General features: G+C 60.3%; 1 protein-coding gene. It reads left to right on the forward strand.

The genetic code is table 11. The features are described from left to right. A partial coding sequence (locus Ga0451573_RS19590) for a hypothetical protein (protein ID WP_231685896.1) occupies positions 1 to 234 on the forward strand: 234 nt, incomplete at both ends.

Consider the following 234-nt stretch of genomic DNA (forward strand, 5'->3'; position numbering starts at 1 on the left):
TCCAGACGATCCACGCCTTCTGCGAGGCGATTCTGCATCAGTTTCCATTGGAAGCGAACATCGCCGGTCATTTTGAACTGATGGATGACATGATGCAGGTGGCGCTGGTGGGGGAAGCACGCCGCCAGCTGCTCCAGACAGCGCGGCTTGGCGGCAATGTCGAGCTTGCGGCCGCCTTCAACGATGTCCTCGACGCGGCCGGCGAATTCGGGTTGCAGGAACTGCTCGATGAAG

Source organism: Phosphitispora fastidiosa (genome assembly GCF_019008365.1).
Lineage (GTDB): Bacteria > Bacillota > Thermincolia > Thermincolales > UBA2595 > Phosphitispora > Phosphitispora fastidiosa.